This window comes from Peribacillus sp. NPDC058002, from assembly GCF_042886655.1.
Classification (GTDB): Bacteria; Bacillota; Bacilli; order Bacillales; family DSM-1321; genus Peribacillus; species Peribacillus aracenensis.
Genome location: NZ_JBHVQU010000034.1, coordinates 22,986 through 34,389 on the forward strand (window position 1 = coordinate 22,986; position 11,404 = coordinate 34,389).

At 42.5% G+C, this 11,404-nt stretch carries 10 protein-coding genes and 1 other annotated feature; of the genes, 6 read left to right on the top strand and 4 right to left on the bottom strand.

Features of this window, described 5'->3' with window-relative positions; genetic code table 11:
• Nucleotides 1-9: 9 nt before the first annotated feature.
• The gene (locus ACFVSH_RS09205; RefSeq protein ID WP_387705716.1) at nt 10-3,051 is read right to left on the bottom strand and encodes a transglycosylase domain-containing protein; all 3,042 of its coding nucleotides are present in this window, start codon (nt 3,049-3,051) and stop codon (nt 10-12) included.
• Nucleotides 3,052-3,200: 149 nt separating this feature from the next.
• Nucleotides 3,201-3,417: a binding site (T-box leader), on the top strand.
• A gap of 66 nt (nt 3,418-3,483) precedes the next feature.
• On the opposite strand from ACFVSH_RS09205, the gene tyrS reads away from it, so the two are divergent.
• Entirely contained in the window at nt 3,484-4,740 is a 1,257-nt protein-coding gene (gene tyrS, locus ACFVSH_RS09210; RefSeq protein WP_192206077.1) for a tyrosine--tRNA ligase, read from the top strand.
• Between the two features lie 97 nt (nt 4,741-4,837).
• Here the strand turns inward: tyrS and rpsD are convergent, their stop codons facing one another.
• Complete coding sequence (rpsD, locus tag ACFVSH_RS09215; protein WP_260285447.1) at nt 4,838-5,440, bottom strand: 30S ribosomal protein S4; 603 nt, start codon at nt 5,438-5,440, stop codon at nt 4,838-4,840.
• 331 nt (nt 5,441-5,771) lie between these two features.
• Between rpsD and ACFVSH_RS09220 the strand changes: the two genes are divergently transcribed.
• The gene (locus ACFVSH_RS09220) at nt 5,772-5,912 is read left to right on the top strand and encodes a hypothetical protein (RefSeq protein WP_387602343.1); all 141 of its coding nucleotides are present in this window, start codon (nt 5,772-5,774) and stop codon (nt 5,910-5,912) included.
• 35 nt (nt 5,913-5,947) lie between these two features.
• Here the strand turns inward: ACFVSH_RS09220 and ACFVSH_RS09225 are convergent, their stop codons facing one another.
• Nucleotides 5,948-6,427, bottom strand: a complete 480-nt coding sequence (locus ACFVSH_RS09225) for a GAF domain-containing protein (RefSeq protein WP_260285446.1) — start codon at nt 6,425-6,427, stop codon at nt 5,948-5,950.
• 154 nt (nt 6,428-6,581) lie between these two features.
• Between ACFVSH_RS09225 and refZ the strand changes: the two genes are divergently transcribed.
• Nucleotides 6,582-7,238 (top strand): forespore capture DNA-binding protein RefZ, encoded by a 657-nt coding sequence (refZ, locus tag ACFVSH_RS09230; protein ID WP_387705718.1) that lies wholly within the window; start codon nt 6,582-6,584, stop codon nt 7,236-7,238.
• Between the two features lies 1 nt (nt 7,239).
• Here the strand turns inward: refZ and hisJ are convergent, their stop codons facing one another.
• Nucleotides 7,240-8,043 (bottom strand): histidinol-phosphatase HisJ, encoded by an 804-nt coding sequence (gene hisJ, locus ACFVSH_RS09235; protein ID WP_387602351.1) that lies wholly within the window; start codon nt 8,041-8,043, stop codon nt 7,240-7,242.
• A gap of 168 nt (nt 8,044-8,211) precedes the next feature.
• On the opposite strand from hisJ, the gene ezrA reads away from it, so the two are divergent.
• From ezrA to ACFVSH_RS09250, 3 genes are all read left to right on the top strand, one after another.
• Entirely contained in the window at nt 8,212-9,906 is a 1,695-nt protein-coding gene (gene ezrA / locus ACFVSH_RS09240; RefSeq protein WP_387602353.1) for a septation ring formation regulator EzrA, read from the top strand.
• Nucleotides 9,907-10,139: 233 nt separating this feature from the next.
• Nucleotides 10,140-11,288 carry a cysteine desulfurase family protein gene (locus ACFVSH_RS09245; RefSeq protein ID WP_387705720.1) on the top strand — a complete coding sequence of 383 codons (1,149 nt, stop codon included), beginning with the start codon at nt 10,140-10,142 and terminating at the stop codon, nt 11,286-11,288.
• On the top strand, nt 11,285-11,404 hold a 120-nt coding region (locus tag ACFVSH_RS09250; RefSeq protein ID WP_387705724.1), incomplete at its 3' end, for a hypothetical protein. The genes ACFVSH_RS09245 and ACFVSH_RS09250, both read left to right, overlap by 4 nt.

Consider the following 11,404-nt stretch of genomic DNA (forward strand, 5'->3'; position numbering starts at 1 on the left):
GAAAGAGTGTCATTCTTCCTCTTCTTCAGCTTTATCCGTTTCTTTCTCTTTATCATTGACTGTCTCTTTATCATTGACTGTCTCTTGATCTTTGTCGGTCTCTTGAATTTCTTTATCTGTATTTTCCTTGTTTTGAGCTTTGTCTTGAGCTGGCTCTTTAACTTTATTCGTTTCTTTTTCTGGTTCTTTATCTTTCTCTTTATCTTTATCCGAACCGTTCTTTTCTTTTGAGTCCGGTTTTTTATCTTCGTTAGCTACTTTATCTTTTCCGCGATCACCTTTATTTTTTGCGGAATCTTCTTTTGAACCTGTCTTTTTAGCGCCGCTTTCAACACGTTGAGAAGGGGCTGATTCTTTACCGACTATGTCTACGGCCGTTACGTAATAGGAACCTCCTGAGCCGACTTTGTAAACAAGACTCCCGCCAGCATTGATGCTCGCCACTTTTTTGCCGTCTTTATAGACACGATAACCGACGACATCTCCTTCATGATGCAAGCCCCATGTAATCTTATCGTTACTGATCGTTATGGATAGGGGATCTGGTGCTTTGCCATTATCATTCAATTTCGCTTTCGCCCCGACGACATTTCCTGATTTTTCGCCTCCAGGAATCACGGATCCCGGGTCATCGACATATTCCAAACCGATATCTGCATAGGAATCGGGATTCAACATGAACCCGCCGCTTGTGAATTCGCCAGGCGTTTGCGGAAGGGCTGCGTAGCGTTTGCTGCCGACTGATACATATTGTCCATCTATGAAACTATCATCCGCCCTGGATGGAGCATATTTGGCGATGAATAAATCTGATTTTACAAGACCTGCCTTTTGGCATGCACTTGAAGGCAGCAGTCCTGAAACGCCACAGAAGGAACGGCTGACAATTCCGCCCGGCATTTCAAATCGCTTATCGGGGTCGATGAGTTTAGGATCGACCTTGTATGCGGCATTGATCAGATCTGCCCAATAATACATATTACGTTTATTATATTCCAGACCATTATAGGTCCCTTGCAAGGATTTCGGTGTGTCATATCCAAGCCATGTACCGAATGAAACATTTGGATTGGTAGCGACGAACCAAGCGTCCCAATAGTTTTGGGAAGTTCCGGTCTTACCTGCCCAATCACTTGAGAAAGCGAGTCGGTTCCTGACCGAAGCTGCCGTCCCGCTGTTTACGACATCACGCATCATATCAAGCGTCAGGTATGCGGCTTGCGGAGAAAATACTTCCACTGGCTTCACTTTATGTTCATAGATGACCTTGCCATCTTTCGATACGATTTTATCGATCATATAAGCATCGATGAACTCCCCTGAATTGGCAAATGTGCCAAACGCATTGACGTTTTCTTCAACGGTTACACCTTTGTCCATGGCACCTAATGACATGGCAAGATTGGAGTAATCCCCTTTCGTCACGGTGGAGAATCCCATTTTCTCCAAATAGGAAGCAGGGCTCAGGTTGATTATTTTCTTGTAAAAGAGCGCTGCCGGGATGTTATAGGAATTCTTCAGTGCCTCCCGGGCTGTCGTTACTCCCGTATAGCTTCCGCCGCCATAGTTTCCTGGACGCCACATTTTTCCTGCTGGGATGGAAATGGGTACGTTTGCCGATACGCTTCCAGGTGAGATTTTTCCTAACTCGATCCCTGGGCCATATACGAGCAGCGGCTTCATCGTTGATCCGTTTGATCGCAGTGATGCGGTAGCATGGTTCGTCTGTTCCCGTTTGAAATCACGGCCACCTACGAAACTGATGATTTTTCCTGTTTTATTTTCGATTAGAATGGCCCCGGCTTCAACGGGCTCACTCACCGTTTTCATTTCTTTCGTATCAGGATCGACGACTTGTGCCGTTTTATCGTATCCGTAATTCGGATAGTTTTTCGTTACTTCCTGCATTTTATCATATATCTTTTTATTGACCGTCGTATAGATCTGATAGCCGTTTTGACGCAGCTTACGATCGGCAAGTGCAACATATTGATCTTTTAAATCATCATTCTTTAAATCTTTCTCTTCATATCCATCTTCTTTTGCCAGACTGACAGAAAGGATTTCGATGGAGCGTTTTTCGATTTCATAGGTGAGCCATGGATATTTCTCGGATGGCATCTCCGTTTTGCCGATAAAGTCTTTTGTTATGTCGTATGCGACTGCTTGATCATACTCTTCTTTTTTTATGTATCCGTTACTATACATCCGCTTTAAAACGGTTTTCATCCGGTTTATGCCGGGCTCTTGATTTTCTTTCAGTGTACCTTTCTGGGTATATGGTGTATATCCGAAAGGGCTTTGCGGCAATCCAGCGATAAACGCTGATTGGGGCAGTGTGAGATCTTTGGCCTCCACGCCAAAAATACCTTCAGCGGCGGACTCGACTCCAGCAATGTTACGGCCAGAAGAGTTTCGTCCCAAAGTGGAGACGTTTAAGTAGGTTTCCAAAATCTCTTCTTTTTCAAAGAACTTTTCGACCCGGAGCGCAAGCAGGATTTCTTTTGCTTTCCGTTCAAATGAAACCTCGTTGGTCAGGACCTGGTTTTTAATGAGCTGCTGTGTTAATGTACTTCCTCCCGATTGGACGTTTGCATTCGTAAATTCCTGGTAAATGGCACGCAGGATAGCTTTTGGGACAACCCCGTCATGCTCATAAAAATACTCATCTTCTGTAGCGATGACTGCATTTTTAAGATACTCGGAAACTTTATCGATGGACACTTCTTCACGCTCAAGGTCACTCTTAAGCTTGCCCAAGTATACTTCATCTGCAAAGTATACCTCAGAGGTCTCTTCATAATTGTAAATGTCTTTTTTCAAATCTTCTTTTGAGCGTACTGGCTCATCATTGACGAGGGCAGCGAAATAGCCGGCTCCGACGCCGCCGGCGAATGAGAATCCTAGGATCCCGACAATAATGAGGATCAGCGTTAAATTCCAAATGACTTGGTATGTAACCCGCGCGTTCTTTTGTGTTTTTTCATTTTGAAAAAAGCGGGTCAGCTGCTTCCAGACAGTTTGAAATCTATCTTTTTGATTATTAATCATCGTATCATACCCCCTGAAATCACATATATTATAGCATATAACAGGTAGGGGAAAGGGCATCTTTCTTATTTTTCTATAATCTGTAAGGGTAATGTTGACAAGGATTCTTATGTATGATAAAAGTTTATTAACAACAATAAAATGATGAAATGATCGCGATGATAGGACCCAGTAGTCAGACTATCCCTGTTTCAGAGAGCCGGTGGTTAGTGGAAATCGGTACAAATGGTATGATGAATTACTTCCTGGAGCATTTGCTGTGAAATGATTAGTAGCAGGAAACGGTTGACGACCGTTATTCGTCTTGAGCGGAGGGCAGATTATGTCCTCAAGTTGGGTGGTACCGCGAATTCATTCGTCCCTTCATATTTATGAAGGGGCGTTTTTGTGTGTTTTTTGCGGTTTTTTTCTAAGATGAAGGAGGAATATTTAATGGAATTGCTTAAAGACCTCGAGTGGAGAGGGATTATTTATCAACAAACGGATGAAGAAGGTTTTAAGGACCTTTTAGAAAAAGAAAAGATTTCTTTATACTGTGGTGTCGATCCAACTGCGGATAGTATGCACATCGGACATTTATTGCCATTCTTGACATTGCGCCGTTTCCAGCAGCACGGTCATCGTCCACTTGTGCTAGTAGGCGGTGCGACTGGACTTATCGGTGATCCAAGCGGTAAAAAAGAGGAACGCCAGCTGCAAACACTGGAAAAAGTGCTTTATAATGCAGACTGCATAAAAGGGCAGCTATCCCACATCTTTGAATTCGACGGTGATAATGGTGCGGTCATGGTCAATAACTATGACTGGATAGGTAAAATCGATATGGTTACATTCTTGCGTGATTACGGGAAATACATCGGCATTAACTACATGCTGGCAAAAGATACGGTTGCTTCCCGCTTGGATACGGGGATTTCCTTTACTGAATTTGCGTACACGATCTTACAAGGAATAGATTTCGGTCATTTATACAGCAATTTCAACTGTAAATTGCAAATTGGCGGCAGTGATCAATGGGGCAACATTACGACCGGTCTTGAAATGATCAGGAAATCCAATGATGAGAATGCTAAAGCATTCGGTATGACGATCCCGCTCGTAACGAAAGCGGATGGGACGAAATTCGGTAAAACGGAAGGCGGAGCGATTTGGCTTGACCCGGAAAAGACGACTCCGTATGAATTTTACCAATTCTGGATCAATACAGCCGATGCTGATGTTGTGAAATACCTGAAATTCTTCACATTCCTATCTCGTGAGGCGATTGAAGAGTTAGAGCAATCCGTACAGACCGAACCGCATTTGCGTAAAGCGCAAAAAGCATTAGGGGAAGAAATGACCCGTTTGATTCATGGTCAGGAAGCTCTAGACCAAGCAATCAAAATCTCTGCCGCCCTATTCAGCGGTGAGGTGAAGAATTTAAGTGCAGCGGAAATCAAATTGGGCTTTAAAGATGTCCCTAGCTTCGAACGTGAAAGCAAAGAAGATATCGGTTTGGTCGATTTAATCGTAGAAGCGAAAATTTCGCCATCCAAGCGTCAAGCCCGTGAGGATATTCAGAATGGGGCAATCTCCATAAATGGGGAGAAAGTGACTGATCTGCAATATGTAGTGACGGAAGCTGCCAAGATTGAAGGGGAGTTCATCCTCGTTCGTCGCGGCAAGAAGAAATACACATTAGTGAAATGATAATTCAAAGCCCGGCTGAATCCCAGCCGGGCTTTGTCATGCAAAGGTGTTTAGGTGCAAAAAAAAGCCCATCCAAGGATGGGCTTTTTTGAAGTTATTAACGAGAGTAGAACTCAACGATAAGAGCTTCGTTAATTTCAGCAGGCAATTCAGAACGTTCTGGTAAACGAGTGAAAGTACCTTCTAATTTCTCAGCATCGAAAGTAAGGAAATCAGGAACGAAGTTAGTTGCTTCAACTGATTCTTTGATGATTGAGAAGTTGCGTGATTTTTCACGAACTGCGATTGTTTGTCCAAGAGACACTTTGTAAGATGGAATGTCTACGCGGCCTCCGTCTACAGTGATGTGACCGTGGTTAACAAGTTGACGTGCTTGACGACGTGTACGAGCTAAACCAAGACGGTAAACTAGGTTGTCAAGACGTGATTCAAGAAGAATCATGAAGTTTTCACCATGAACACCTTTAAGTTTGCCAGCGCGGTCGAACATTGAACGGAATTGACGTTCAGTGATTCCGTACATGTGACGAAGTTTTTGTTTCTCTTGCAGTTGCATTCCGTATTCAGAAATTTTTCTGCGTTGGTTAGGACCATGTTGTCCTGGAGCATAAGGGCGTTTTTCTAATTCTTTACCAGTACCTGTTAGGGAAATTCCTAAACGACGGGATAGTTTCCAGCTTGGGCCAGTATAACGAGCCATAGGATGACTCCTCCTTTAAATGTTTTTATTTTGGTAAAATAAAAACCGTGTGAATGTACGATCATGACCATTTTGTTTTCATGTACCTTCGCCCTAGCAGCAGAGAGTTACGAGATACACCTCTGTATTGAGGAACAAAATGAGAACATAAAGGCTGTCACATAGGCTGCAATATTTTACACAAGGAGTATTGTATAATATTCTGCTCAATGAGTCAAGGGCAGTTGTGATTAATTAAGGAATGGATAAAGAGAATCACAGGAGGAAAGACAATATATTAATAAAATGCAATTTATAGAAAGGTCTTTTCCATTGTAAGTGCAATGAGGTAATGAATCCAAAAATTATAGATGGTTTGAGACATTTCTTGGGTGCCTATGCCATGGGTGTGGTTCAATCCTGTTCCTTTGCTGAAAATGTCAAAAGGGTCGCTGATTTCAGGACGGAACGGGTACATGTACAAGTAATGTAAAAGGGAGCAGGCAAGGTTTGCCGCTCCCTTTTACATTATAGATGATTGGAAAGGATTTCAGCGAACTTCTCCAGTCCTTGCTGATCCATTTCATCAAAACGGTCCGTTATCGGGCTGTCGATATCGAGGACACCGAGCAATTTGCCATCCTTCATGAGCGGTATGACAATTTCAGATCTTGATGCCGCATCGCAGGCGATATGTCCAGGGAATTGATGGACATCCTCTACGCGCAGGGTTGTTTCGGTTGCAGCTGAAGTCCCGCATACGCCCTTGCCCATTGGAATGCGGACACAGGCTGGAAGACCTTGAAAGGGTCCTAGAATTAATTGGCCCTCTTCATATAAATAAAAACCTACCCAGTTAATCTCATCGAGAAACAGATTAAGTAAAGCTGCCGCATTGCTTAAATTTGCTATCCGGTTCGTTTCATCTTCGATTAAGGCAAGTAGTTGTTTTTGGACCAGTTCATAGTTTTTTTCTTTTTTTCCTTGATACATTTCGACATTAAACAAAAGCGTTCACCTGTCTTCCGCATATTTTTACAGCACTATCTAATCATGATGCTTTATTGTTGGGAAATTGTCGAGAAATTACTAAAGGATTCAGGCTCTTCCGTGAAGAAGTAGTCCACAAGACTTGTCTCAAAGAAAGCGAGGGATTGCCTGAATGAATCGCCAGACGCCAACGAAACAAGCCATTGTGGAAGCTGCATTGCATTTATTTCATTTAAAAGGCTATCATGCTACATCAATACGGGATATTGCAAATAAAGCGAAAGTGAACGCTGCAAATATTGCCTACTATTTCAAGAATAAACAGGGGTTGCTGGAATTCTGTTTCATTTCCTATTTAGAAGAGTATATCCTGGTCCTTGAGAAGAACATGACATTGCTCGAACTTAAAGGCCCGCAACATTGCTTGATGAATCTTGTAAAGGATATTCTCGCTTTCCAAAGGGAAAACTTCCTTGCTGCACGGTTCATATATGGGGAATCTTCACTAGATTCCAATTTAAACCGCGAAATTCATTCGACTTATTTTACTAAGGAAAAGTCTTATTTTCAATATATTTTGGAACAAGGAATCAAGAGCAGGAGTTTCCAGCAAGTATCCGTTCCCATGTATATGCTGCAGTTGAAGGGTTTATTGACGGCCCCTGTCCTGCATACCCATTATGCGATGGAGGTGCTTCACGTCTTCCCGCAGGAAGCCTATTACACGAATATTTATGCCAATGAAGTCGGACGTTTTCTGCAAGATACCCTTTTCAATGCCGGAGACTTCCAGCCACTGTTAGCCGGCCGGCCTGAAGTGTATACATGAGTTATCCTTTATACCCTGCAATCAGTGCCTGATGGCCCTGACCCAAATCTTTAGCCTGATGGGCATCGGAACCGTAAATAAGCGGAATGCCGAGATCTATTGCACGTTTTGCAAATCGTTCAGGGGGATAGGGCTCACCGCATAGCGGCTTTACAAGCCCGGCTCCATTATAATCCAGTTCATACTTTTGATCCTTGATCATATCGAGAACCTTGTAAACCCGCTCGTCAAAATTTGATGCCGGCGGATATCGATGCTGGAATTTATGGACAAGTGTAATGTGCCCGATCCGTTTTGGTTTATATATGCCTAAATCAGCTTCTATTGATTTTTCCAATGTATCGTAATATTTGGTATAAACCGATTCCACTGAACCTAGTTCATTGGCAATCTCACTAAACCCATCATCGCTGAAATCGATGCAATGCCAACGGTTTTGATGCTTGATGAAGTGGACGGAAAGTATACTATCATCAAGGAATTCTCCGATTTCGTCGAGGAATGCTTTTGTTTCATTTTCATACCCCTCTATAAAGTCAACCTCCAGGCCTGTTTTGATCAGGATCTTGTCTTTATAGCGTTCTTTTAGTACGCGGAGCTCTTGAAAGTAATCCAGGAGCAGGGCAGCGTCCATGCCGCTGTCTTTTTCAGGCGTAGGATCTTGAAAATTTCTTGGCAATGGAGCATGTTCCGTAAATGTGATTTCCTTTAATCCTAGCTCGATTCCCCGCGTAATATATTCATCGAATTTATCCGTAGAGCCGTGTGGGCAAAACGGAGTGTGCACATGACCGTCAGCTTTCATGGTTCTTCCCTCCCAAAAAACAGGTATTTGTAGCAATTTTCTACAAAAAAATCATTTTTCTCGTCAAAAATTATTGCTAACATGGTATCATAAAAGCATTAAATTTAACATTTTTAAAATTGATATATAAACGAGCAAGACTGTAAGGACTAGAACAGGGGGCTTACCATGGATTACATAATTGGGGTAATTGTATTAATTTTGATTTTCATCATTTGGGGTTATTTTTTCAAAAAGAGATATTTTAAAGAAATCGATCGACTGGAATCCTGGAAAATAAGCATCACGCACCGCCCCGTGCTGGAAGAGCTTTCTAAAGTCAAACAATTGAACATGACAGGTGAAACAGAGGAAATGTTCGAAAACTGGCGAATTGAATGGGACGCCATCATTACGGATCATATGCCCGAAGTCGAAGAGCTTTTATTCGATGCCGAGGAATTCGTCGATAAATACCGTTTCAGCCGATCAAAAGAGGTACAGCGCAAAATTACAGTCAAGCTGAATGAAATCGAGGAAATGATCAAAAAGATCTTATATGAACTGAATGAACTCGTAGGCAGTGAGGAAAAGAATCGATTGGAAATTGAGGATATCAAAGAATCCTACCGTCAATTGAAGAAATCCCTGCTTGCGCACAGGCATAATTATGGGAAAGCGGCTGATAAGCTGGAAAATTCCTTGGATGAAGTATTGCAAATCCTCCAGAAGTATGAAGAAGAGACCGTGAACGGCAATTATTTGAATGCGAGGGAGCTTGTTCTATCCATTAAGGAAAAATTGGCGGTTCTGTCAGTTAAAATGGAAATGCTCCCAAAATTATTGGTGGATAGCCAATCAGAGCTGCATTCCCAGCTTCAGGAATTGAAGGATGGTTATGAGGAGATGTCAGGACAAGGGTATCTGTTGAGCCATATCCAATTCGAACAGGAAATATCACGGCTTGAGGAAGAACTGGAACTATATAAAACACAATTGGACAATGCAGAAACGGAAGCAGTGGAAAAAGGCATTAAAGAAATGCGCGAAAGCATCGAGGTTCTTTATGACCTTTTGGAAAAAGAAGTACTTTCAAAACAGTATATCTTGAAAAATGATGAAGTTCTTAGAAAAACGTTAAGTGACCTTGAATATGAAAACGATAAACTTAAAGTTGAAACCATACATGTTCAACACACCTATCATTTGACGGAAAATGAGCTTGATGCACAACGGAAAATGGAAAAGCAGATTGCCCAGATTTCGAAACGCCATCAATTGCTTGTCTTGAAAATGGAGGATAATGTGATGGCAAGCTCCCTTATCAGCGAAGAGATGCAGGGACTGGCGGAACAGTTGAAGGAATTACAGGAAAATCAGAAAGACTTTACCCTTAAATTACAGGCTTTACGAAAAGATGAAATGGATGCCAGGGATGCATTGGCCGAATTGAAGCGCAAAATGGTCGATACTGGACGTTTAATTGCAAAAAGCAATATTCCAGGTCTTCCAGAAGAGTATAAAGTGGTGCTTCAGGACGCCAAAGAAAGCATGGACGACGTTCAGGGGAAACTTGAAGAAAAGCCGCTTGACATGGCCGCTGTATATATTTACTTGGAAAAGGCGGTTCAACAGGTGAATAGGGTCCACGAAAAAGCCAATGAATTGATCGAACATATGTATTTGGCCGAAAAGGTGATCCAATTCGGAAATCGCTATCGCAGCAGTCACGATATGGTAGCCGAGAGCCTTAGGGAGGCCGAGGCCAAATTCCGAAGTTACGAATATCAAGCTGCATTGGAAACGGCAGCCACGGCCATAGAAAAGGTCGACCCAGGCAGTTTACGAAAAATCGGGGCGAACATAGAAGAAGTCCTTTCCTAAAAAACCCGCCATGGCGGGTTTTTTCTTTTACAGGAACCTGAAATAGACTAGGCAGGAAGGTAAATCGTTCTGCGGGACTAAAAAGAAGCAGGTCCCCTATCATTTCAGTGGACCAGTGTTTTACATTCTCTTTCAAATTCAATTATGTTAATATTAGAAGTTGCAACAGCAACATTGAAACTTATATTCAGTAGAGTGACCATCATAGATACAATAACATGGAAGGTGAACCCATGATTTATTTTGATAATAGTGCAACAACAAAACCATATCCCGAAGTAATCGAATCATTCATGAAGGTTACTTCGGACTATTTCGGGAACCCCTCTTCGCTTCATGGACTTGGGGTGCAATCCGAAAAACTGCTTTCTGCTGCAAGAAAGCAGGTCGCTGATTTACTAAGGGTGAAGAGTTCGGAAATATATTTCACTTCCGGGGGGACGGAAGGAAATAATCTTGCCATCAAAGGGGCCGCCCAATCTCAGGGAAATCGCGGCAAACACATAATCACGACAGCGGTTGAACATCCTTCTGTAGAAGATGCATGCCAATCATTGACGAAAATGGGCTATGAGATCACGTATCTTCCCGTTAACGAATGTGGGCAAATTGATGTAACGGATCTTAAGGAAGCATTGAGGGAAGATACCATTTTGGTTTCCGTCATGCATGTTAATAATGAAGTTGGCTCGATACAGCCGATTGCTGAAATTGGCAAATTGTTAAAACAATACCCAAACGTGCTCTTTCATGTCGATAATGTACAGGGAACAGGCAAAGTTTCGTTATCATTGCGCGAAGCCAATGTGGATTTATGTACAATTTCCGGCCATAAGGTTCACGGCTTGAAGGGGACGGGCATCCTTTATGTTCGTGAAGGCGTTCGGGTCGATCCGCTTTTCCATGGCGGCAATCAAGAAACGAAAATCAGGAGCGGCACCGAAAATGTTGCAGGAATCGTCGCCCTATCGAAGGCTTTGCGTATTAGTATGAACAATCAATTGCTGTATCATGATAAGCTGCAGCAAATCAAAGCATATTTATATAAAGGTTTGATGGAAATGGACGGGGTAATGGTTAACAGTCCTGAAGAGGGTGCACCCCATATTGTGAATTTTTCCGTTCCGGGGCTTAAATCCGAGGTATTGCTGCATGCACTTGAATCGGAAGGAATATATGTTTCGACGACCAGTGCCTGTTCTTCGAAAAAAAGGACGGTAAGCAAAACGGTGGATGCGATGTTCCATAATTCAGCCCGTTCCGAAAGCGTCATCCGGATCAGTACTACCTATGGCAATGAAATGGAAGAAGCAAAGCAAGTTCTGGCGGCGATACAGAAAATAGTCGCTAATTTAGAAAAAATAATGAGGGTTGCAAAATGAAATTTGATCATATAATTATCCGTTATGGAGAAATCTCCACGAAAAAAAGAAACCGCAAAGGCTTTGTAGACAAAATGAAGGCACATATCCGCTGGAGTTTAAAAGATATAGAACTG

Bases quoted from the DNA above. Each gene is read 5' to 3' on its own strand.
- ACFVSH_RS09205 (WP_387705716.1), bottom strand. From the start codon at position 3,051: ATGATTAATAATCAAAAAGATAGATTTCAAACTGTCTGGAAGCAGCTG.
- tyrS (WP_192206077.1), top strand. From the start codon at position 3,484: ATGGAATTGCTTAAAGACCTCGAGTGGAGAGGGATTATTTATCAACAA.
- rpsD (WP_260285447.1), bottom strand. From the start codon at position 5,440: ATGGCTCGTTATACTGGCCCAAGCTGGAAACTATCCCGTCGTTTAGGA.
- ACFVSH_RS09220 (WP_387602343.1), top strand. From the start codon at position 5,772: ATGAATCCAAAAATTATAGATGGTTTGAGACATTTCTTGGGTGCCTAT.
- refZ (WP_387705718.1), top strand. From the start codon at position 6,582: ATGAATCGCCAGACGCCAACGAAACAAGCCATTGTGGAAGCTGCATTG.
- hisJ (WP_387602351.1), bottom strand. From the start codon at position 8,043: ATGAAAGCTGACGGTCATGTGCACACTCCGTTTTGCCCACACGGCTCT.
- ezrA (WP_387602353.1), top strand. From the start codon at position 8,212: ATGGATTACATAATTGGGGTAATTGTATTAATTTTGATTTTCATCATT.
- ACFVSH_RS09245 (WP_387705720.1), top strand. From the start codon at position 10,140: ATGATTTATTTTGATAATAGTGCAACAACAAAACCATATCCCGAAGTA.